The following is a 20914-nucleotide window of genomic DNA, read 5'->3' on the forward strand; positions in this document are numbered from 1 at the left end:
CTTACCAGCGCCCCGTCATACCGCGCTCTCGCCACACCTCGACGTCGAGCAGGTTGTAAGGATCATCCAGATAGACAGCGATCCCCAGCTCCCGAACCCGGGCCATAAAACGCCCCAGCAGGGAGTCACCGGTCAAGGACTCCATCTCCGGCAAGATCCCCTGCCCCAGCAGCAAGGCTTGCAGCGGCAAACGCTCCAGCAGATCGAATGGCAGATGCTGGCTGTTATCTAGCAGCAGCGCCAGCTTGCTCCCAGCCAGACTGGCTTGCAGCACCAGCGCGAAGCGATCGGCATTGCCGAGCAGGTGGTCACGACGGTGGATCAGCAGGGTCAGTTCGGCTGGGGTGCGCGACTGCTCCGTCAACCAATCCTTGAGCGCCTCCCAGCGGCTGGGTAAACCCGTTACCGCCAGCCAGACCGGATGAGGGGTCGCGGGACTGGAGAGCAGCCCAAGCTGACCCTGCACCTCCCCCTGCCACCGGCGGATGGTGCGGCGCTGGCCGCTCAAGCGCTGTTGACGCAGCGGGCCCAGATAGAGTCGACGCAGCAACCTGAGCAGCTCGTCGCAATCAAGCGGCTTGGCCAGCGCCGCCAGAATATTGAAACCGGCATCGTGCAGCAGGCGGCGGGCACCGTCGATCAGCGTCTGCTCATGGGCCGAAAGCAGCACAATGGGCAGCCCGGCCTCCTGCAACTGGGGCTGGTTCATCAGCAGACTGATGGCATCTTGCTCCACTAGGCTGAGATCGCAGACCAGCAGGCTGATGTCGCCCGCCGACAATGCCGCAAGACAGGCCGATTCATCCTGTACCCACTGACAGGAGAGCCCCAACCCGGCGATGGTCTGTTGCAGTTGCATCCCCTGAAACGGGTGATCCTCGAGCAGCAGCACCTTGTTAGCGGCCAGCCAGTTGCACCATTTACGGTAACTGGCGGCAAGCCCCCCCAGCCAATCCTCGCCGATAGCGTAGATCCCCTCATGTTGCTGCAATTGGGGGAAATAGTCCGCCTGCTGATGAGCGGCGGGGTCGTAAAGGGCAATGGCACCTGCCGCAAACAACCCTTCCCACTGCCAGCAGGCATCCGGTCGGGTACGGTGCAGCGTGACATAGGAGGGCAATGTCATGGTGCTGGCCAACTCATGGGCGGTGCTGTCGAGGGCATAAAGCACAATGGGGCAAAATCCTGCCGCCTCATGCTCTTCCGAATCGAGCAACGCCAGTAATTCTTCATCAGTGATGATCATCTTGAGCCCTCTTTGAAAACTGCTGGCTGAACTCATCCAGTGCCCAGTTCAATCTGGCTTGCAGCATCGGATGGGGCGCCTGTTGCCACTCTTCAATGACCGCCACCAACGCAGTCGCCCCTACCATTCTGGCGGCCCCCTTCAACTTGTGTAAAGCAGCATTCACGCCAACTTCATCTTCTTCTGTGCTGCAGCGCTCAAGTTCGGCCAAATCATCACGGGTAGCCTTCAGATAAAGGGCGGCCAGTTCATCGGTCAGCAGCGAGGCAACCGGTGTCGGGGCGACAACATTGCTCCCCTCTTTGGCAATATGGCGCAGCAAGGTCGCCAGCTCCTTGAGGGCGACCGGCTTGTCCAGATGGCCATCGCAACCGCAGGATTGCAGCTCCCTTGCCGCCTGATCACTGAGATCTGCGGTGATCACATAGACCGGCAGACTGGCCCAACGGGCGGATTGGCGCAATTGCCTGCACAGCTCGGCCCCGTTCATCACCGGCATCTGCAGATCGGTCAGCACAAAATCCACCTCTTGCTGCGCCAGCATCTCCAGCGCCAGCTGCCCGTTGGCGGCAGTGATAACGCTGGCACCAAGTTGCCCCAGTTGCAGGCTGATCAGCTCGCGATTGACATCGTGATCTTCAACCAGCAGTACCCGCATGCCGAGCCCGGGCTGGGTGCCGGCCACCGGTTGATCCGGGGTCAACCGTGGCTGCAGCAGAGTGATGATGGTCCCGGGCACCCAGGACTCCCCTTGCCAGGCCCAATAGTAGAGCCCCTTCTCGTCCACCTCCGCTTGCAGCGTATCAACGGCGTTGCTGACGGTGGCGATCCCCAAGCGACTGAGCCAGGGCGACAGCGCTTGCGCCTCATCGTGGGGTAAAGAGAGTGCCAGCTGCCGCACATTGGGCTGCCAGTCCGGCTCCTGCTGCACCCGCTTCAGCGGCAACTCGCAATAGAAGCGGCTACCGCCACCGACACGCCCCTCGACATCGATAAGCCCCCCCATCTGCTCGACCAGCTGCTTGCATATCGCCAGACCAAGACCGGTGCCCGGCGCCCGCAGCTGCCCTTCAACGGCAAACTGCTCGAACGGCATAAAGAGCGTGGTGCGCATCTTGGCGGTGATCCCCGGTCCCTGATCATCCACACCAAAGCGCAAGGTCGATGCGACCACCTCGGCCCACAGCACTACTTCCCCACGCAGGCTGAACTTGATGGCATTGGAGAGCAGGTTGTGGAGCACTTGCCGTACCCGGTGAGGGTCGAGGGTCTGCAGGGCTGGCAGAGCTGGATCCAACTTAAGGCGCAGTTGCAATCCCTTGGCCCGCGCCTTGGTCCAGTGCACCGCCGCCACGTGCTCGCACAGCTCGGCAAAATCGGTGGGTTGCGGCGAGAGGGAGAGTTTGCTGTTTTCGTTGCGGCTAAAGTCGAGCACATCGTTGAGCAGGCCGAGCAACTCATCCCCCGCCTGACGCACCCGCGCCAGCGCCGAATCCTGCTCTCTCGACAAAGGAGTGCTGGCCAGCCACTCCAGCAAGCCGAGCATGGCGTTCATCGGCGTGCGGATCTCGTGGCTGATGGCGGCCAGAAAGCGCCCCTTGGCCAGAACTGCCTGTTGCGCCTGCTCATGGGAGTGCTGCAATGCCTGATCCTGCTCGACCCTGGCAGTGGCATCCTGCATCACCGCATAAATTCGCCAACCCTGCGGTTGACTGCGGCCACGGCCATAGAGCTGCAACCAGCGCAGACCCTTGGTCGGATGGTGGTAGCGCATGGTGAATGCGAAGGGTTTGCCAGCCTGCAACATGGCGAACATCTCACGGCGTACCCGGCGGCGATCCTCGCGCTCCAACATAATGAGCACCCGTTTGGGCTCACGACGGATCTGCTGGCTCGCCAGCCCCAGCAGCTCGTAACAGCCCCGGCTGATAAACTCGATACCCCCTACCCGTCCCCGCTCGAACATAAACTGCAGCACCACGCCGGGAACGGTATTGGTCAGGGCGCGCAGGCGGCGCTCTGCCTGACGCAGAAAACGGGCCTGCTCACGCAGCACACTGATATCCGACAGGGCGATAAGATCGGTGGCAGGTGCCTGCTTGTCCAGCCGCAGCGGATGCTGGGCATAGGCGAAGACCTGATCCCCCAGCACCAGCTCCCCTTCACTCTTCTGGGGCTGTACCGGTGGCAGCATCAACTGTTGCGAATAGCGCAGGGCCAGACGTCGCCCCTGTTTATTGGATTTGATCACCTTGCCCTGGCTATTGCGCAGATAGACGGGCACCGGCAACGCCTGAAACATGGTTTCCCGCAGCTCGCTCTCGATGGCCAGCGCCTTCTCGGCGGCGTGACGCTGGGCCACTTCCCTCGCCAGTTGCTGGCGGGAACGCCAGATCCCGCCGATGACAATGCCGCTGATCAGCAGTGCCATGGCAATGGAGCCAAACCAGGCGGCGTAGCTCACGCCGGGCTGCTGCACGACGAGCAAGCGGCGCCAGCGCTGGTTAAGTTCGTCGATCTGGGTGCTGGTCAGTGCCATCAGGTTGCGATCCATCACCCCGGCCAGCTCGGTCTGACTCTTGTTGATGGCAAAGCCAAGGCTGAAGCGATCTTCCAGCTCCTCGATATCGAGCCCTTCCAGCAAGTTGGTACGCTGGGGATATTGCAGCTGATAAAGCTCGCTCAGCATGGCGTCAGCCTTGCCCTGTTTGATCGCGGCAAGCCCCTGCTCGATGCCGTCGGTGCGAACCCACTCCTGATCACCGAGCAGGGCGAACAAGGAGGGATCGTAGAGGGATTCCGGCACCAGAATACGCTGCCGCTTGAGTTGGGTGATGCGATCGGCAGCCAGCTTGCGCTTGCTGATCAAGGCAAACCGGTTGGTGGAGATCGTCCGGCTGAAAATGAACTGATCCGTCAATGTCGGGGATTCCGGCAAGCCGGCCATCATATCCGCCTCACCACGGCGCAGCTTTTCTACGGCCTCCGCCTTGCTGGCGGCAGGCACCAGCTTGTATTTCAGGCCGGTCTCCTGGGTGACCCAGCGCAGCACATCCGCGCTCCACCCTTTCGCCTCCCCCAGATCATTGACGCCGCTATAGGGCATCAACTCGGGATTGACCACCAGGCGAATGGTACGCCCGCGGCCGGATAACCAGGCCTGCTCGGTATCGCTGAAGTGGGGTTGGTTGACGTAGAGCGATCCCTGATCAAGATAGCGAGCAAGATCGGTATAGATAGTACCGGCGGGCATATGACGGATCAGGGTGTCCACCAGATTGGCCAACTCAGGCTGATCACGCATCATCAGGCGATAGCTGATGATCCGATCCTCACCAAACAGGCGGCGCAGGCGCAAACCATCGGCAGGAAACTCGCGCATCAGATAGCGCAGTTGCAGATAGTCCCCCAGATAGGCATCACCCTTGCCGCTCTGCAGCGCGTCGTAGACCTTCTCTCCGCTTTTTAGGGAAATTATGCGCGCCTGAGGATAGAGCTCGTGCAGCAAGCGGGCAGAGTCTGCCACCGAGTAGACCAGAAAGCGGGCCTGTTTGAGATTTTCACCCTTGTAGAGGATGGCGGCATCGGTCTCCATCATCGGACGGCTTAACCGCATACCCTCCACGGCCTTCTTGCGGGTTCCAACATAGGGAATGATGTCGCAGTCACCCTCTGCGAGCCCGTTGCGCAATGTCTGCCAATCGGGCAACTCTTTGAGCACAAGCGGAATCGGGAACAGCTCCTGCAACCGGGCGAGACGATCCTTGAGCAGACCCCCCTCGGCCATCAGGTACGGTGGAGGAAGCGTCGCAGGATAGCAGAGCGAAAGCTGACTCAGTGAATTTATATAAGCCTGGGTCGCCGGCGCCAACGGCAGCACTGTGGTCTGCAAAGACTTGGCGTGCAATGGCAGTGCCAGCACGGCACCCAGAAGAAAAACGGGGAATTTGGTCATCTGAATACAAAAGCCAGGCATCTGCCTGGCTTTTTATCACTCGTTGGGTTCAACATTTTCTACCCTGGCCTTGAGCTTCTGGCCAGGCCGGAAGGTCACCACGCGGCGGGCGCTGATAGGAATATCCTCGCCCGTCTTGGGGTTGCGTCCGGGACGCTGATTCTTCTCACGAAGGTCAAAGTTACCGAAGCCTGAAATCTTGACTTGTTCACCACGCTCAAGCGCCTGTCGGATTTCCTCAAAGAAGGCTTCCACCATATCTTTGGCTTCACGCTTGCTCATCCCGAGCTGGGTGAACAGGTGCTCTGCAATGTCGGCTTTGGTAAGCGCCATAGATCAATCCCTCAAGGATGCATTCAACTCTTCACCAAGGGCCCGCACGACATTGTCTACGGTCTCGGCAATCTCTTTCTCCTCCAGGGTGCGCTGGGTGTCTTGCAATACAAGACTGATGGCCAGGCTCTTCTTGTCCTCTGCCATACCAGCACCCTGGTATACGTCAAACAAGTTTATTCCAACTACCTGATTTCCGCCAACTTTTTTAATTACCGCAAGCACATCACCTGCCAGAACCTGACGATCGACCACGACGGCGATGTCGCGACGGTTCGCCGGGAACTTGGAAACTTCGGCTGCCACAGGCACCTTGGCCGGGGTCAGCTTGTCCAGCTCCAGCTCAAACATCACCGCGCGGCTCTTGAGGCCCAGCTTCTTCTCGAGGCTCGGGTGGATCACACCGATGTGGCCGATGATCTCGCCATTACGCAGGATGGCTGCGCTCTGGCCCGGGTGCAGGGCGCTGTGCTCGGTGCGCTCGAAGGTAAAGGTGGCCCCTTCGGCGGTCAAGTCCAGCACCGCTTCCAGATCCCCTTTCAAATCAAAGAAGTCGGCTGCGCGGGTTTTGATGTCCCAGTGCTCGTCGCTCTGGTTGCCAGTGATGATACCGGCCAACATCGGCTCCTGACGGATGCCGTTCTCGGCGCTTTCATCCTTGATGAAACGCAGACCCTGTTCAAACAGACGCACGCGCGGCTGCTGACGGTTCTGGTTGTAAACAACAGCTTGCACCAGACCCGGGAACAGAGACATACGCATGGCGGACATCTCGACCGAGATCGGGTTCGGCAGCACGATGGCATCGCTCTGCGGGAACAGGGTTTGCTGGGTCTTGGGATCGACGAAGCTGTAGGTGATCGCTTCCTGGAAGCCGCGGTCAACCAGCAGGTCGCGCACACGCTTCAGGGTCACCTGCCCTTCTGCCTGCTCCACCATCGCCAAGGAGGCAGCGGGTTTGAGGTTCGGGATGTTGTTGTAGCCGTAGATGCGAGCCACTTCCTCGATGAGGTCTTCCTCGATGGCGATATCGAAACGCCAGGAGGGTGCCAGCGCAGTCCAACCGTCAGCATCCACAGTGACTTGCATGCCGAGGCGAGTCAGGATCTCGACTACCTGAGCATCCGCCACGCTGATACCGATCACCTTGTCGAGCTTGCTGCGACGCAGTTTGATGGGTGCCGCTTTCGGCAGATGGGCATCGGATTTGACCTCGATGACCGGACCCGCTTCACCGCCGCAGATATCCAGCAGCAGACGGGTGGCTCTGTCCATCACCTTGGCTTGCAGCTCCGGATCAACCCCACGCTCGAAGCGATGGGAGGAGTCGGTGTGCAGACCGTAAGCACGGGCACGACCGGTGATGGAGAGCGGCGCGAAGAAGGCGCACTCCAGCAGGATGTCGGTGGTGGTCTCGGATACACCGGTGCGGTTGCCGCCGAAGATACCGGCCATGCAGGCAGGACCTTTGGCATCGGCAATCACCAAAGTGGTCTCTTTGAGCTTCACTTCGTTGCCGTCGAGCAGGGTCATCGGCTCATCGGTGTGGGCACGACGCACCACCAGTTCCCCTTCCAGGGTAGCCAGATCGAAGGCATGCATCGGCTGACCGTATTCCAACAGCAGGTAGTTGGTGATGTCGACAATGGCGTCGATGGAGCGGATACCACCACGGCGCAGCTTCTCTTGCATCCAGAGCGGGCTCTGGGCCTGCAAGTTCAGCCCCCTGATGACGCGACCCAGATAACGGGGGCAATCAGCTGGTGCTTCAACCCGGATCGGGAAAGTTGCATCAATGGTGGCAACAGCCGGCGTCCAGGTCGGCTCGACCACGTCCACGCTGTTGAGCACGCCGATTTCGCGGGCCAGACCGGCGATACCGAGGCAATCGGCACGGTTCGGAGTCAGATCCACGTCGATGGAGACGTCGTTCAGATTGAGGTAGTCACGAATATCGGTACCAATGGGAGCATCGGCCGGCAGCTCGATGATGCCATCGGCTTCAACGTCGATACCCAGCTCACTGAAAGAGCAGAGCATGCCATGGGACGGCTGGCCACGCAGCTTGGCTTTCTTGATGGTGAAATCACCCGGCAGGGTCGCCCCTACTTTGGCCACGCACACTTTGAGGCCCTGGCGGCAATTCGGCGCGCCGCAGACGATGTCCAGTAGCTCGGCTTCACCCACGTTGACCTTGGTCACCCGCAGCTTGTCGGCGTCAGGATGCTGGGCGCACTCGACCACTTCACCCACGACCACATTGTTGAACTGGCCAGCCACCGCTTCCACGGCGTCCACTTCCAGACCGGCCATGGTGATCTGCTCGGCCAGTGCATTGTCACTCAACTCGGTGCGGACCCACTCCATCACCCAGGATTTACTGAATTTCATGTTCTCTCGCCCTTACTTGAACTGCTTGAGGAAGCGCAGGTCGTTTTCGAAGAAGGCACGCAGGTCGTTGACCCCGTAACGCAGCATGGTCAGGCGCTCAACGCCCATGCCGAAGGCAAAGCCGGAGTATTTTTCCGGATCGATGCCGACCGAACGCAGTACGTTCGGGTGAACCATGCCGCAGCCCAGCACTTCCAGCCACTTGCCGTTCTTGCCCATCACGTCCACTTCAGCGCTAGGCTCGGTGAACGGGAAATAGGAAGGACGGAAGCGAATGGTCAGGTCTTCCTCGAAGTAGTTGCGCAGGAAGTCGTGCAGAATGCCCTTCAGCTCGGTAAAGCTGGCATGCTCGTCAACCAGCAGACCTTCAACCTGATGGAACATCGGAGTGTGGGTCATGTCGTAGTCGTTACGATAGACGCGGCCCGGTGCAATGATGCGGATCGGCGGCTGCTGATGTTCCATGGTGCGGATCTGCACGCCCGAGGTGTGGGTACGCAGCATCAGATCAGGATTGAAGTAGAAGGTATCGTGATCGGTACGCGCCGGGTGATGAGCCGGAATGTTCAGCGCATCGAAGTTGTGGAAGCCATCTTCAATCTCGGGACCACGGGCAACCTTGAAGCCCATCTCGCCAAACAGGCGCTCGATACGCTCGATGGTGCGGGTTACCGGATGCAGCCCACCATTCTCGATGCGACGGCCCGGCAGGCTGACATCGATGGTCTCGGCGGCCAGCTTCTGGTTCAGCACGGCAACTTCGAGCGCTTCACGACGCTCGTTCAGCGCATCCTGAACCTGCTGTTTTGCCTGGTTGATCACGGCGCCCGCGGCGGGACGCTCTTCGGCAGACAAGGCACCCAGGCCCTTCATCTGCTCGGTAAAAAAGCCCTTTTTACCCAGATATTTGACCCGGATTTCGTCGAGGGTCGCGATATCGCTCACGCCCTCAATTTCGGCTCTGGCTTGGCCGACTACTTCTTCAAGCTGTTGCATGTCTTCCTCGTCACCACTCCCGGTACAGGAGCCTTTAGGCTAAATAAGGTCAAGAGGGGAATAATACAAAAAAAGCCCCTTCGCTGACCATAGTTAAGGTGGGCTTTTCTCCCTACAAATCATTTTGTTATATCAAGCGAGTCTCATTTGTTCACCGCCACTTCTGAAATACTAGAACAAACACGTAGTTTGTTGGCATATAAACCATTTGTAGAACAGGTCATCTCGCACATATCGCTTTGTATGTAGAGAAATCTATTACTCGTGCAAAAAGCGAACAAAACGTGGATGAGAGAAAGGAAATAGTGATGCAAAACAGATGGTTACAGATACAAAAAAGGAGGCCTGAGCCTCCTTTTAGCGTTTATAACAGAACTGGATTAAACCAGAGCTGCTTTAGCTTTTTCAACCAGGGCGGTGAAAGCCATTTTGTCGTGAACGGCGATATCGGACAGGATCTTGCGATCGATCTCGATAGAAGCCTTCTTCAGACCGTTGATCAGACGGCTGTAGGACAGACCGTTCTGACGGGCTGCAGCGTTGATACGCGCAATCCACAGCTGACGGAACTGACGCTTTTTCTGGCGACGGTCACGGTAGGCATACTGACCAGCTTTAGTTACCGCTTGTACCGCTACGCGGTAAACACGGGAACGGGCGCCGTAGTAACCTTTGGCGGCTTTCATTACTTTCTTGTGACGAGCTCGAGCAGTCACACCACGTTTAACTCTTGGCATTTTTCACATCCCCCCTTATGCGTACGGCAGACAAGCAACAACACGTTTGTGGTCGGCAGCAGAAACCATGAATTTCGGCCCCAGCTGACGCTTACGCTTGCTGCTCTTCTTGGTCAGGATGTGACGCAGGTGGTTGTGCTTGCACTTGAAGCGACCCGAGCCAGTCTTCTTGAAGCGCTTTGCAGCACCCCGGTTGGTTTTCATCTTCGGCATTTCATACTCCGCATTGTGAGTGACAACAAAATCGCAAGGCGAACCAACTCATGGGGCTTGCCCCATGAGTCAATTTCTTGTGGGCCTTAAGATTTCTTCTTAGGTGCGAGAACCATCACAGCTTGACGGCCTTCGACTTTCGGGAACGACTCGACTACGGCCAACTCTTCCAGATCGTTCTTGACGCGCTCCAGAACCTTGATACCAAGATCCTGGTGGGCCATTTCACGACCACGGAAGCGCAGGGTGACCTTAGCCTTGTCCCCGTCTTCCAGAAAGCGAACCAGGTTGCGTAGTTTTACCTGATAGTCGCCTTCGTCAGTGCCAGGACGGAATTTGATTTCCTTAACCTGGACGACTTTCTGCTTTTTCTTCTGTTCTTTGGTTGTTTTGCTCTTTTCGTAGAGGAATTTGCCGTAATCCATGATCCGGCAAACGGGCGGCTCAGCATTTGGACTGATCTCTACCAGATCAACTCCGGCCTCTGCGGCCAAGTTCAGAGCATCCTGAATGGAGGTGATGCCAATGGCTTCACCATCCAGACCAGTCAGACGAACTTCTTTCAGACGGATCTCTTCATTGATCCGGTGAGCGCGGGCTTGCGGTTGCTTGCCCAGTTTTTTTCCGCCTTTTATAGCTTATTCCTCCACTTTCTTTTGTCCGCGGGTCTGAACTTCCTGGGTCAACAGAGCGATGAACTCTTCAACAGGATAAGTGCCCAGGTCAGCCCCTTTACGAGTCCGTACTGCAATCTTACCGGCTTCAACTTCTTTATCGCCACAGACCAGCATGAAAGGTACTCGCTTCAAAGTATGCTCGCGGATTTTAAAGCCAATCTTCTCATTTCTCAAGTCCGCTTTTGCGCGAAGGCCCGCATCATTCAATGCTTTGGCTACTTTCACCGCATAATCGGCCTGATTATCCGTGATATTCATGACCACAGCCTGAGTCGGTGCCAACCAGGTCGGGAACAGACCGGCGTACTCTTCAGTCAGAATACCGATGAAGCGCTCGATAGACCCCAAGATGGCCCGGTGGATCATCACAGGTACATGGCGATCGTTGTTTTCGCCCACATAAGTGGCACCCAGACGACCAGGCAGGGCAAAGTCGAGCTGCACGGTACCACATTGCCACGCACGATCAAGGCAATCGTGCAGGGTAAATTCAATTTTGGGACCGTAGAATGCCCCTTCACCCGGCTGCAGATCGTACTTCAGACCGTTGAGCTCCAGCGCTTCGGCCAGCGCTTTCTCGGCGCGATCCCACATCTCGTCGGAGCCGATACGCTGCTCGGGACGAGTGGAGAGCTTGACCACGATGTTCTCGAAGCCAAAGGTACCGTAGACGTCATAGACCATACGAATACAGCCGGAGACCTCTTCCATGATCTGCTCTTCGGTACAGAAGATGTGAGCGTCATCCTGAGTGAAGCCGCGCACCCGCATCAGACCGTGCAGGGAACCGGACGGCTCGTTGCGGTGGCAGGAACCAAACTCGGCCATACGCAGCGGCAGATCGCGGTAGGACTTCAGACCCTGGTTGAAGATCTGGACGTGACCCGGGCAGTTCATCGGCTTGATGGCGTACTCGCGGTTTTCGGACTGGGTAGTGAACATGGCCTGGGCATACTTCTCCCAGTGACCTGAACGCTCCCACAGGACGCGGTCCATCATGAACGGACCTTTCACTTCCTGATAGTCGTACTCTTTGAGCTTGCCGCGGATAAAGGTTTCCAGCTCACGGAAGATGGTCCAGCCATCGTTGTGCCAGAACACCATACCGGGTGCTTCTTCCTGCATGTGATACAGGTCGAGCTGCTTGCCGATCTTGCGGTGGTCGCGCTTGGCGGCCTCTTCCAGACGCTGCAAATAGGCCTTGAGCTGCTTCTTGTCAGCCCAGGCAGTACCGTAAATACGCTGCAGCATCTTGTTGTTGGAGTCACCGCGCCAGTAGGCGCCGGACATCTTCAGCAGCTTGAAGTGGTGGCAGTGACGCATGTTGGGCACATGCGGGCCGCGACACATGTCGATGTACTCTTCGTGATGATAGAGACCTGGCTGGTCATCACGGGCAATGTTCTGATCCAGGATTTCGACTTTGTAAGACTCGCCGCGCGCCTCGAATACATCGCGCGCTTCTTGCCAGGAGACTTTCTTCTTGATGACGTCGTAATCCTTGGCTACCAGCGCCAGCATGCGCTCTTCCAGGGCAGCCAGATCTTCATCGGTCAGGGTACGGTCAAGATCAACGTCATAGTAGAAGCCGTTGTCGATGACAGGACCGATGGCCATCTTGGTCTGGGGCCAGAGTTGCTTGATAGCATGACCCAGCAAGTGGGCGCAGGAGTGGCGCAGGATGTCCAGACCTTCTTCGTCTTTGGCGGTGATGATGGCCAGCGAGGCATCGGCTTCGATCAGCTCGCACGCATCAACCAGTTCACCGTTTACCCGACCGGCAATGCACGCCTTGGCGAGACCGGGACCGATGTCCGCAGCCACATCCATGACGGAAACAGAGTGGGCAAATTGACGTTGGCTGCCGTCAGGCAGAGTAATGATTGGCATTATGTGTTTCCTTATACAGTGGTGACCCCTACCAAAGGTCACATGCGGGATGGAAAAGAGATTCAAAAAGGTGATGTTCTGGTTCTCCACAGCACTTTGCGAAGACGGCCTGACACGTAAACCACATGTCTAACGTGACAAACCAAGCCAAAACGGCCCCATGCTACCAGAAGTCGGGCGTGCTGTATCGGATTTGCAGATATTTTCTACAGTCAAATGAGTCGCCTGCCGACTATTCACCAAGCAGAGATTGCCAGTTGAAGTCAAAGTCACTGCTCCCCTCCTCGGCCAGCGCCAGCTCTTGCAGCACCTGAAGCGCCAGCTTGTTGCCCTTTTGTGCCGCCTGATAGAGCCACTGTTTCGCCTGAGGCAGATCGACCCTGCCGCTGACCCCCATCAGATGAAGGACGCCGACTTTCAGCATGGCCGGGACATCACCATTGCGGGCAGCCTGATCCATCCAGTGAAAGGCTTGGCGCAGATCTCGCTTGACCCCGACACCGCGCAGATAGAGCTCTGCCAGCCGATATTGGCCGAAGGGATCCCCTGCCTGCGCCGACTGGCGATAGAGGCTGATGGCCTGATGGATATCCTGCTCGCTCCCCTGCCCCACTTCATGGCTCCAGCCCATCAAGGCTTGCGCCCGAGGTTGGCCTTGATCGGCCAGTGGCGACCAGATCCGGGTCGCCTCATCGAAGTGACCGGTACGCCAGGCACGGTTGGCAGCAGCCATCTCCTGCTCGGTGGAGAGCGGAAGCAGACGCCAGATAACCAGCGCAATCAGACCGATAAATAGCCAACGGGAAGTGGTGGGACTCATGATAATTTCCGTGATCCAGTTCTCATTTCGTCTATGTAAACGAAATGTAGCGCCGCAATCAAGCAAGAGATCCCTGCAACAACCCTTTTTGCACCCGGTCGCTCAGCAGTAGTTGTCATTTATCCGGGGCACCTGCAAAATGACTGTATGTATAAACAGTATCGGTGAACACCATGGCAGGACGAGGCAGCCCCCACAATATCGATCACCGTTTTAGCGGCCCCCTTGTCGAAGCGGTTGATGACGGCTGGCAATCGTCCGATTGGGATGCCACCTTCACTCCTTCTGTGCCTGGCACCGAGGTGCGGGAGATCGATGCACGCAGCATCATCAGCTACAACAGCTCGCCAGATGTGCCTTTTGGTCGCTCCATCAACCCTTATCAGGGGTGCGAACATGGCTGCATCTACTGCTATGCCAGACCCAGCCATGCCTATCTGGAGCTCTCCCCCGGCCTTGATTTCGAGAGCAAGCTGTTTGCCAAACGCAATGCAGCCGACCTGTTGCGCCGGGAGTTTGCCAAACCTGCCTATCAGCCACAGACCATCTTCATTGGCGCCAATACCGACCCCTATCAACCCATCGAGCAGCGCTATCGCCTCACCCGGCAGTTGCTGGAAGTGATGCTGGCCCACCGCCATCCGGTCGGGCTCATTACCAAGAGCGCCATGATCTTGCGCGACCTCGATCTGTTGACCGAGCTGGCCAGAGAGGGACTGTGTCAGGTGATGGTATCGGTGACGACCTTGAATGAAGCCTTGCGGCGACAGCTGGAGCCCCGCGCCAGCACGGGCGCCGGCCGCTTGAAAGTGATCGAGAAGCTGGCCAGCGCTGGCGTGCAGGTGGGAGTACTGGCCGCCCCCATGATCCCGCGGCTCAATGAGCCGGAGCTGGAGCAGATCATCAAATCGGCTGCCGAGGCAGGCGCCAGCTGCGCCGATTACATCCTGCTGCGGTTACCCCACGAACTGGCGCCGCTATTTGGGGACTGGCTCGATACCCACTACCCGGGCCAGAAGGAGGCTATTTTAAATCAGTTGCGAGCCAGCCGCGGTGGCGGGCTCAACAGTACCGCCTTCGGTACCCGCATGCGCGGTGAGGGGCACTTTGCCGATCTGCTGGCCCAGCGCTTTCGCCTTATCTGCAAGCGCCTTGATCTGGGCAAACGCCATATTCAGCTCAGGCTTGATGGGTTTATCCGCCCCGGGGAGCAGCTGTCGCTCTTCTAATCCCCCCTTTTACGCCCTGCATACATCAGATGCACAACCCTTGCCTGCCAATAGGTTGAGAGGAAAGCCTGTCGCGACAAGAAAGCGCTACCCGGTAAAGAGAGGGCTAACACCTTAGCCTGCGCGCTGATCCCGACCCTGCTGCACCATTTCAACCGGTAGTCGCGAGGGTTCATGAGCCACTTCGTGCTCATCCTCTTCATACAGCGGCACCTCTGACTCGCCCCATACCCGGCTCCACCAAATTTCCCACGTGATCCAACTGGTCATATGCAGCTCCTGACGGTGAAGGTGATGGCAACAACGCACCACTCGCTCGGCAGGATAACGGCTGGGAATGACAGGGAAATGACAAAAAAATCACTTGTAAAAAGACAACTGGCGGTGGCGAGGAAAAGCCGAAATAGCTCACATAATCGGCGAAATCATCCTGAAAGTGGTCACAAATCTGCAGGTTGTGGATTGCAACCCACCCTGTTCCCGCCAAAGCTGGGTTGCCCATTCAGGCATCTATAAAAACAGGGACACAATAATGAAACACACAGCGGGAATATGGGCGATCGCAGGCATCCTGATCGCCCCCTTGGCGCACGCCGACGTCATACTGCACGCCTTCAACTGGAAGTACAGTGAAGTGACTGCCAAAGCCGACCTTATCAAGTCGGCCGGTTACAAACAGGTACTCATCTCGCCGCCTCTCAAGTCATCAGGCAACGAATGGTGGGCCCGTTACCAGCCGCAGGATCTGCGCCTTGTCGACTCCCCTCTTGGCAACAAGCAGGATCTCGAGCAGCTGATCGCCGCCATGAAGGCACGTGGCATCGCCGTCTATGCCGATGTGGTGCTCAACCACATGGCCAACGAAAGCTGGAAACGCCAAGACCTCAACTATCCCGGCAACGAGCTGCTGCAAAGCTACGCCAGCAACCCGGCCTATTTCGAGCGCCAGAAACTGTTTGGCGATCTGGGGCAAAACTTCCTCTCCGGTCAGGATTTTCATCCGGAAGGGTGCATCAGCGACTGGAGCGATCCGGGTCATGTCCAGTATTGGCGACTCTGTGGTGGTGCCGGTGACAAGGGGCTGCCGGATCTGGATCCCAACAACTGGGTGGTAAGCCAGCAACAGGCCTATCTCAAGGCACTCAAGGGGATGGGGATCAAGGGTTTTCGGGTCGATGCGGTCAAGCACATGAGCGATTACCAGATCAATGCCGTGTTCACCCCCGAAATCAAACAGGGGATGCACGTGTTTGGCGAGGTGATCACCACAGGGGGCGCAGGCAGCGCCGATTACGAGCACTTCCTCAAACCCTACCTCGACAGCAGCGGCCAGGGAGCCTATGACTTTCCGCTGTTTGCCTCCCTGCGCGGCGCGTTCAGTTACGGTGGCAGCATGAACCTGCTGGCGGATCCGGGCGCCTATGGTCAGGCGCTACCGGGCAGTCGTGCCGTCACCTTTGCCGTGACCCATGACATCCCCACCAACGACGGCTTCCGCTATCAGATCCTGAGCCAGACTGACGAGAAGCTGGCCTATGCCTACCTGCTCGGCCGCGATGGTGGCTCGCCGCTGGTCTACTCCGATCACGGCGAGACCCAGGTCAAGGATGGACTGCGCTGGCAGGATTACTACCAGCGCGCCGATCTCAAGGGGATGATCCGCTTCCACAATGCGGTGCAGGGTCAACCCATGCAGCTGATCGGCAGCGGTGACTGCTTCGTGCTGTTCAAACGGGGCAAACAGGGGCTGGTCGGCATCAACAAGTGCGACTATGAGCAGGAGTACTGGATCGATACCGCCAGGTTCGAGATGAACTGGTATCGCAACTATCGGGACGTGCTCGATCAAGGGGCCGTAGTCAACGTGCAGAGTCAGTGGGTACGGGTCGCCATTCCCGCCCGCAGCGCCAGAATGTGGCTGCAGGAGTGATCAGGCCAGCCCCCTGCCCGACTTTCAGCTGCCTGTCATAAAAAGCAGACAAATAAAAAGAGCGACCACCAGGGTCGCTCTTTTTGATCAGAGACGTTGCTCGGGTAACAGGTGACGATTACTCGTCGCCCGCTTCCCCTGCATCGACCGCATCAGTGCCGGTCGCGGTATCGGTACCTTCAGATACCTCACCGTCAACGGCTAAAGCGTCGTTCTCGTCTTCGTCGCTCTCGGCGATGCGCTGCAGGCCCACCACGGTCTCGTCTTCACCGGTACGGATCAGACGGACACCGCCGGTGTTACGGCCAATGACACTCACCTCGGCAACACGGGTACGCACCAGAGTACCGCCGTTGGTGATCAGCATGATCTGGTCGGTATCTTCGACTTGGATCGCATCGATCACCTTGCCGTTGCGCTCATCCACCTTGATGGAGATAACGCCCTGGGTACCACGGCTCTTGGTCGGGTATTCGGCCAACGCAGTCCGTTTACCGTAACCGTTCTCGGTGGCGGTGAGGATGGCACCTTCGCCGCGCGGAACGATGAGGGAAACCACCTTGTCACCGGCGCCCAGCTTGATGCCACGCACACCGGCTGCGGTACGACCCATCGGACGCACACCCTTGAAGGTACCCTTGCTTTCGGTGCCTTCGCCGTTGTCGCTGCCATCATCGTCATTGCCGGCATCGTCGTCGGTTTCAACGTCATCGCTGACATCGGCATCGGCGCGACCGCTGCCTTCCGCGAAGCGAACAACTTTGCCCGCGTCGGAGAAGAGCATGATCTCGTTGCTGCCGTCGGTGATATCCACCCCGATCAGCTCATCGCCCTCTTTGAGGTTGATGGCGCGGATACCGGAGGAGAGCGGACGGCTGAAGTCAGAGAGACTGGTCTTCTTCACGGTACCGTTGGCGGTGGCGAAGAAGACATACTTCTCGGCGTCATATTCCTTCACCGGCAGGATAGCGGTGATACGCTCACCCTCTTCCAGCGGCAGCAGGTTGATGATCGGACGACCACGGGCACCACGGGAGGCTTCCGGCAGCTGGTAAACCTTGAGCCAGTAGACCTTGCCACGGGTGGAGAAGCACAAAATGGTGTCGTGGGTGTTGGCCACCAGCAGACGCTCCACAAAGTCCTCTTCCTTGATCCGGGTGGCCGACTTGCCACGACCACCGCGGCGCTGGGCCTCGTAGTCGGAGAGCGGCTGATACTTCACATAGCCCTGGTGAGACAGGGTAACCACCACGTCTTCCGGAGTGATCAGATCTTCGATGTTGATCTCGGCACTGGACATGCTGATTTCGGTACGACGCTCGTCGCCATACTGCTCACGCACAGCCAGCAGTTCATCGCGGATCACTTCCATCAGACGAGCCGGGCTCGCCAGGATGTGCAGCAACTCGGCAATCAGATCCAGCAGAGACTGGTACTCTTCCAGGATCTTCTCGTGCTCGAGGCCGGTCAGCTTGTGCAGACGCAGGTCAAGGATGGCCTGGGCTTGCTGTTCGGTCAGGAAATATTGACCTTCACGGATACCGAACTCGGGCTCCAGCCACTCTGGCCGTGCCGCATCGTCGCCCGCTTTTTCCAGCATGGCAGCCACGTTGCCGAGTTCCCAGCCCTTGGCAACCAGGCCCGCTTTCGCGTCGGCCGGGGTCGCGCTGTGGCGGATCAGCTCGATGATGGGATCAATGTTGGCCAGCGCAACCGCCAGACCTTCCAAAATGTGCGCCCGATCCCGCGCCTTGCGCAGTTCAAACACGGTCCGGCGAGTCACCACTTCACGGCGGTGCAGCAGGAACGCATCCAGGATCTCTTTAAGGTTCATCACCTTGGGCTGGTTGTTATCGAGCGCCACCATGTTGATGCCGAACGTGGTCTGCATCTGGGTGTGCTTGTAGAGATTGTTCAGCACAATCTCGCCGGACTCGCCGCGCTTGATCTCGATAACGATGCGCATGCCGTCTTTGTCAGACTCATCGCGCAGGGCACTGATGCCCTCGATCTTCTTCTCTTTGACCAGCTCGGCGATCTTTTCAATCAGTCGAGCCTTGTTCACCTGATAGGGGATCTCGTGAACGATGATGGTCTCGCGACTGGTCTTCTCGTCCACTTCCACTTCAGCTTTGGCCCGCACATAGATGGAGCCACGACCGGTACGGTACGCCTGCACGATGCCGGAACGACCGTTGATAATGCCGCCGGTGGGAAAATCCGGGCCGGTGATGTAGGTCATCAGCTCATCAATGGTGAGGTCGCCATTTTCGATCAGCGCCAGACAGCCATTGACAATCTCGGTGAGGTTGTGAGGCGGAATGTTGGTCGCCATGCCCACAGCAATACCGGAGGAGCCGTTGACCAGCAGATTGGGAACCTTGGTGGGCATGACCGCCGGGATCATCTCGGTGCCGTCATAGTTCGGCACCCAGTCCACGGTCTCTTTGTCCAGATCGGCCAGCAGCTCGTGGGAGATGCGGGCCATCCGCACTTCGGTATAACGCATCGCCGCGGCGCTGTCGCCGTCGACTGAACCGAAGTTGCCCTGACCATCGACCAGCATGTAACGCATGGAGAAATCCTGCGCCATCCGGACAATGGTGTCATACACAGCGATATCGCCGTGCGGGTGATATTTACCGATTACGTCACCGACCACACGGGCCGATTTTTTATAGGGCTTGTTCCAGTCGTTCCCCAACTCGTTCATAGCAAACAGAACGCGGCGGTGAACCGGTTTCAAGCCATCACGCACATCCGGCAGAGCTCGTCCTACGATCACGCTCATGGCGTAATCAAGATAGGAACTCTTGAGCTCTTCTTCGATGTTGACCGGCGTGATCTCTCTGGCCAGATCGCTCATAGAAAGCCTTATCCCTAATTAGTTGTTCTTTGGCTTAAACAGCGCGACATAGTAACACACTGAGCCAAATACCTTAAGCCACAAATCGGGTATCAGATCGGGCTGGTGTGACAAAGTCCGTCCGTTATAATGCCCGCCAGGACAATAGATTGCGCCCATGACTCAGAAGCGGGCGCCCTGCCACAGGATCTTCGAAAAATGAACAGTGATGCCAATGTCGATCTGACAGAAATCGCCAAGTTTGAAGCCATCGCCTCCCGCTGGTGGGACATGGAAGGTGAATTCAAACCCCTGCATCAAATCAATCCGGTACGCCTTGACTGGATCACCGACAAAAGTGGCGGTCTGTTTGGCAAGCGCATGCTCGATATCGGCTGCGGTGGCGGCATTCTCTCCGAGAGCATGGCCCGCCGTGGCGCCAGGGTCACCGGCATCGACATGGGCAAGGAACCCCTCGGCGTCGCCCGCCTGCACGCCCTTGAGCAGGGTGTCGAGCTCGAATATCGCCAGATCACTGCCGAAGCCCATGCCGCCGAAGTGCCGGGCCAGTATGATGTGGTCACCTGCATGGAGATGCTGGAGCATGTGCCGGACCCCGCCTCCGTGCTGCGCGCCATCGCCACCCTGGTGCGCCCGGGCGGCCGGGTGTTCGTCTCCACCATCAACCGCAACCCCAAATCCTATCTGATGATGATCATCGGGGCCGAATACCTGATGAAGATGGTGCCCAAGGGTACCCACGATCACAAAAAATTCATCACCCCGGCCGAACTGTGTCGCATGGGTGAAGCAGCTGGCCTGCTGGTGCGGGATATGAGCGGGGTGCACTATGCACCGCTCTCCAACAGTTTCAAGCTCGGCAAGAATGTCGACGTCAACTATATGGTGGAGTTTGTCCGCCCGGAGCACGGTTGATGAGCGCCTCTCACCCGCAGCCCCTTGGCTGTGTGCTGTTCGATCTGGATGGCACCCTGCTCGACACAGCCCCGGATCTGGGTGCCGCCGTCAACCACGTGCTGATCAGCGAAGGCTTTGCGCCGCTCTCTGACGACATTATTCGTCAGACCACCTCCCACGGGGCGCTCGGGCTGCTGAAAGCGGGCCTCGGCGACGAACTGCTTGAAGAGCTGGGGGCCACGCGCCTGCGCAATGCCTTGCTCGACTACTACGCGGCCAATCTCTGCGTCGGTACCCGTCCCTATGAGGGAATGGTGGATCTTATCGAGTGGCTCGACGAGAAACAGCTCCCCTGGGGCATCGTCACCAACAAGCCGGGCTTTCTCACCGAGCCACTGCTGGCAGCCCTGCCACAGCTTGCCAGTTGCGGCGTCACCGTCAGCGCCGACACCCTGCCGGTACGCAAGCCCGACCCCGCCCCCATGTTCTTTGCTTGTGGGAAGCTGGGGGTCGAGGCGGCTCACTGCCTCTATGTGGGGGATCATGTGCGGGATATCGAAGCGGGCCGCAACGCCGGCATGCGCACCGCGGTCGCTGGCTGGGGCTATCTCAATGATGAGGAAGATCCCGCCCAGTGGGGCGCTGATCTGCACTTTGATACCGTGCAAGCCCTGCACCACTGGCTGCGCTATGAGTTGACGGCCAAAGCGTAACGCGCAGCCTTACCGGCTGAT

At 58.2% G+C, this 20914-nt stretch carries 16 protein-coding genes; 4 read left to right on the forward strand and 12 right to left on the reverse strand.

All coding sequences use genetic code 11. From position 1 onward, the window contains the following. Position 1 precedes the first annotated feature (1 nt). The 10 genes from ACTG2W_RS02720 to ACTG2W_RS02765 all read right to left on the reverse strand — a co-directional run bounded on the left by ACTG2W_RS02720 (position 2) and on the right by ACTG2W_RS02765 (position 13258). Entirely contained in the window at positions 2 to 1246 is a 1245-nt protein-coding gene (locus ACTG2W_RS02720; protein ID WP_106843366.1) for a response regulator, read from the reverse strand. Continuing rightward, positions 1233 to 5222, reverse strand: a complete 3990-nt coding sequence (locus ACTG2W_RS02725) for a response regulator (RefSeq protein ID WP_106843365.1) — start codon at positions 5220 to 5222, stop codon at positions 1233 to 1235. Before ACTG2W_RS02725 ends, ACTG2W_RS02720 begins: the two co-directional genes overlap by 14 nt. A 15-nt stretch (positions 5223 to 5237) precedes the next feature. After that, positions 5238 to 5534, reverse strand: a complete 297-nt coding sequence (gene ihfA / locus ACTG2W_RS02730; protein ID WP_005300715.1) for an integration host factor subunit alpha — start codon at positions 5532 to 5534, stop codon at positions 5238 to 5240. A 3-nt stretch (positions 5535 to 5537) separates the two neighbouring features. Then, complete coding sequence (gene pheT, locus ACTG2W_RS02735) at positions 5538 to 7925, reverse strand: phenylalanine--tRNA ligase subunit beta (RefSeq protein WP_106843364.1); 2388 nt, start codon at positions 7923 to 7925, stop codon at positions 5538 to 5540. A 12-nt stretch (positions 7926 to 7937) separates the two neighbouring features. After that, on the reverse strand, positions 7938 to 8921 hold the full coding sequence (gene pheS / locus ACTG2W_RS02740; RefSeq protein WP_005336686.1) for a phenylalanine--tRNA ligase subunit alpha: 984 nt from the start codon (positions 8919 to 8921) through the stop codon (positions 7938 to 7940). Between the two features lie 380 nt (positions 8922 to 9301). Further along, positions 9302 to 9658 (reverse strand): 50S ribosomal protein L20, encoded by a 357-nt coding sequence (gene rplT / locus ACTG2W_RS02745; protein WP_005336687.1) that lies wholly within the window; start codon positions 9656 to 9658, stop codon positions 9302 to 9304. A gap of 15 nt (positions 9659 to 9673) precedes the next feature. Further along, entirely contained in the window at positions 9674 to 9871 is a 198-nt protein-coding gene (gene rpmI / locus ACTG2W_RS02750; protein WP_005336688.1) for a 50S ribosomal protein L35, read from the reverse strand. A gap of 86 nt (positions 9872 to 9957) precedes the next feature. After that, the gene (infC, locus tag ACTG2W_RS02755; RefSeq protein WP_026034907.1) at positions 9958 to 10506 is read right to left on the reverse strand and encodes a translation initiation factor IF-3; all 549 of its coding nucleotides are present in this window, start codon (positions 10504 to 10506) and stop codon (positions 9958 to 9960) included. Between the two features lie 3 nt (positions 10507 to 10509). Continuing rightward, complete coding sequence (gene thrS, locus ACTG2W_RS02760; protein ID WP_064336042.1) at positions 10510 to 12438, reverse strand: threonine--tRNA ligase; 1929 nt, start codon at positions 12436 to 12438, stop codon at positions 10510 to 10512. A 232-nt stretch (positions 12439 to 12670) separates the two neighbouring features. Next, complete coding sequence (locus ACTG2W_RS02765) at positions 12671 to 13258, reverse strand: tetratricopeptide repeat protein (protein ID WP_181281609.1); 588 nt, start codon at positions 13256 to 13258, stop codon at positions 12671 to 12673. Between the two features lie 173 nt (positions 13259 to 13431). Here ACTG2W_RS02765 and ACTG2W_RS02770 point away from each other — a divergent pair, with 173 nt between their 5' ends. Further along, positions 13432 to 14487, forward strand: a complete 1056-nt coding sequence (locus ACTG2W_RS02770; RefSeq protein WP_106843362.1) for a PA0069 family radical SAM protein — start codon at positions 13432 to 13434, stop codon at positions 14485 to 14487. 114 nt (positions 14488 to 14601) lie between these two features. Here ACTG2W_RS02770 and ACTG2W_RS02775 read toward each other — a convergent pair whose 3' ends face one another. After that, entirely contained in the window at positions 14602 to 14757 is a 156-nt protein-coding gene (locus ACTG2W_RS02775; protein WP_005345370.1) for a hypothetical protein, read from the reverse strand. Positions 14758 to 15019: 262 nt separating this feature from the next. Here ACTG2W_RS02775 and ACTG2W_RS02780 point away from each other — a divergent pair, with 262 nt between their 5' ends. Next, positions 15020 to 16417, forward strand: a complete 1398-nt coding sequence (locus ACTG2W_RS02780) for an alpha-amylase family protein (protein WP_335827218.1) — start codon at positions 15020 to 15022, stop codon at positions 16415 to 16417. Positions 16418 to 16535: 118 nt separating this feature from the next. Here the strand turns inward: ACTG2W_RS02780 and gyrA are convergent, their stop codons facing one another. After that, positions 16536 to 19283, reverse strand: a complete 2748-nt coding sequence (gyrA, locus tag ACTG2W_RS02785; RefSeq protein WP_043170192.1) for a DNA topoisomerase (ATP-hydrolyzing) subunit A — start codon at positions 19281 to 19283, stop codon at positions 16536 to 16538. Between the two features lie 198 nt (positions 19284 to 19481). Here gyrA and ubiG point away from each other — a divergent pair, with 198 nt between their 5' ends. Both ubiG and ACTG2W_RS02795 read left to right on the forward strand, forming a co-directional pair. Continuing rightward, entirely contained in the window at positions 19482 to 20198 is a 717-nt protein-coding gene (ubiG, locus tag ACTG2W_RS02790; protein ID WP_058058173.1) for a bifunctional 2-polyprenyl-6-hydroxyphenol methylase/3-demethylubiquinol 3-O-methyltransferase UbiG, read from the forward strand. Then, positions 20198 to 20893 (forward strand): HAD family hydrolase, encoded by a 696-nt coding sequence (locus tag ACTG2W_RS02795; RefSeq protein WP_128835737.1) that lies wholly within the window; start codon positions 20198 to 20200, stop codon positions 20891 to 20893. The genes ubiG and ACTG2W_RS02795 overlap by 1 nt, the downstream gene beginning before the upstream one ends. The last annotated feature ends 21 nt before the right edge of the window (positions 20894 to 20914 follow it).

Origin of the sequence: Aeromonas sp. 96A, from assembly GCF_051919165.1 — a bacterium.
In the GTDB taxonomy this organism is placed as follows: Bacteria; Pseudomonadota; Gammaproteobacteria; order Enterobacterales; family Aeromonadaceae; genus Aeromonas; species Aeromonas veronii.